At 62.5% G+C, this 2186-nt stretch carries 1 protein-coding gene and 1 pseudogene; both read left to right on the top strand.

The window, feature by feature from the left end; translation table 11 throughout:
• Positions 1-399, top strand: a pseudogene (locus AC1DX0_RS34940) (hypothetical protein); the annotation flags it as partial.
• 125 nt (positions 400-524) lie between these two features.
• On the top strand, positions 525-2186 hold a 1662-nt coding region (locus AC1DX0_RS34935), incomplete at its 3' end, for a hypothetical protein (RefSeq protein ID WP_477358962.1).

The following is a 2186-nucleotide window of genomic DNA, read 5'->3' as shown; positions in this document are numbered from 1 at the left end:
GCGCAGCGCTTTGGGGCCGATTACAGGCGATGGGCTCTCGATCTGAGAAAGAATGCCATTGAGCTTCCTTGGCGGGATAGACCGGTTGATGCCGGTTTCTCCATCGACGGCCTTGTCAGCCTTGGCGGCGACCGCTGGACGGTTGACTACCAAGGCAAGGTCATCAAATTCACGACGACCAAACTCCGCCGGCAAACCAGTTTCCGCAAGAGGATGCTGCTGAAGGCCAAGGTGCTGCCGCCCCAACTCGATCCGGCTGCCTATCGGAAGTGGATGGACTGGCTGATTCAAAACGCCACAGAGGCCGCACCACAGGTCAGCGATGCTTTGATGAGCGAGAAAAGTTGGCTTGACGATCTGCCGGAGCTAGCCGGCTGGCAAAATGAAGGGGCCAACTAAGGCGGCTGGTGCGCCGGCGGTGCCGCTTATGGCGTTTGCCATGCCTGGAGATTTCGGCACACATTGATGGCTAGGGAATCTGGCCACGCCTTGGCTCGAAGCTCATCAGACTTGAATGAGAAGACATGGATCGCTTCAACCTCGGTACCTATCGCCGCGCCATCTCCACCAGCTCCCTTGAAACCCAGCGTTGGTTCGATATCGGGCTCAACTGGTGCTACGGCTTCAACCATGAGGAAGGCATCAAGTGCTTTGAGAAGGCGCTGGAGACCGATCCCGGCTGCGCCATGGTTCATTGGGGCATCGCCTATGCCGCAGGGCCTTTCTACAACCTGACCTGGAAGGAACATGGCGAGGCCGAGGCCAACAGCGCGACGAAGCGCTGCTTCGAGCATGTCCGGCTGGCGCGCGCCAATGCGGCTGGCGCCAGCGATGTCGAAAGACAGTTGATCGAGGCGCTGGCCCGCCGTTTCCAGAAGCCGCACAGAGTGAGCCCGCAGGAGTTCGAACATTGGGATGATGCCTATGCCGCCGCGATGCGACGGGTCTACCAGGATTTTCCCGACGACCATGATGTGATGGCGCTGYTKGTCGAGGCGCTGATGATGCGYACGGTGCGGCGGCTGTGGAACCTCAAGACCGGTGCGCCGGCGCCGAATTCGGACGTGCTTGAGGCGCTGGAAGTGTGCGAGCGGTCGATCCGGCTCGCCGACAAAGCCGGCGCAGCACAGCATCCGGCGATCGTCCACCTGCACATCCACCTCCTGGAAATGTCCACTATGCCGGAACGCGGCATGCGCTCGGCCGATCTGCTCGGCGAAATGTGCCCCGATGCCGGGCACATGAACCATATGCCGGGGCATATCCATGTGCTGTGCGGCGACTACGAGAAGGCGAAGCTTGCCAGCGAGAAAGCGGTCCGCGCCAACGACCTTTACCTCGCCTATGCCGATGAGCCGACCTACTATTTGCTTGGCTGTTGCCACGACCTGCATCTGATGATGTTCACCTGCATGTTCCTTGGCCAGTACCAGCCGGCGCGGTGGGCCGCCGACAAGGTGCGCAGCCTGGTCGTGCGCGACGTGGTCGCCATCCAGGACCGGCCCAAGCTCACGCAAACGGTGGAAGGCTACCATGCGATGAAATCGCATGTGCAGGTGCGCTTCGGCCGCTGGCGGGAGATCATCGACGAACCGGCGGTCGAAGAGCCCGGTCTCTATGTGCTGACGGCGGCGATGCAGCACTACGCCAAGGGCGTCGCGCATGCGACGCTGAGGCAATTCACGGAGGCCGAGCGCGAGCGCGACCGGTTCCACCGGCATGTGGAGAATATTCCGGCCGAGCGGCGTTTTCTCAGCAACCCGACTCGCGCCTCGCTCGCTGTCGGTGCTGCCTTGCTCGACGGCGAGCTTGCCTACCATCAGGGCCGGCACGACGAAGCCTATGCCCATTTGCGGCAAGCGGTCGAGCTTGACGACAATCTCTCCTACACCGAACCGTGGGCGTGGATGCACCCGCCCCGCCATGCGCTGGCCGCGCTGCTTCTCGACCAAGGCCATGCGCAAGAGGCCGAGCAGGTCTATCGCGACGATCTCGGCCTCAGCGGCAAGGTGCAGCGCTGCGCCCAGCACCCTRACAATGTCTGGGCGCTGCACGGGCTGGTCGAATGTTTGAGACTGCGGGGCGAGCGCGAAGAACTGCCGGGGCTGCAGGCCAAGCTCGCTGTGGCGGTGGCCAAGGCGGATGTGACAATCAGCTCGTCATGCCTGTGCCGGACGAGCGTGCAA

It is taken from the genome of Mesorhizobium sp. P3_A9, assembly GCF_056402975.1.
Note: the sequence above shows the minus strand (reverse complement) of the source record. Positions and strands in the feature narration are given on the sequence as shown.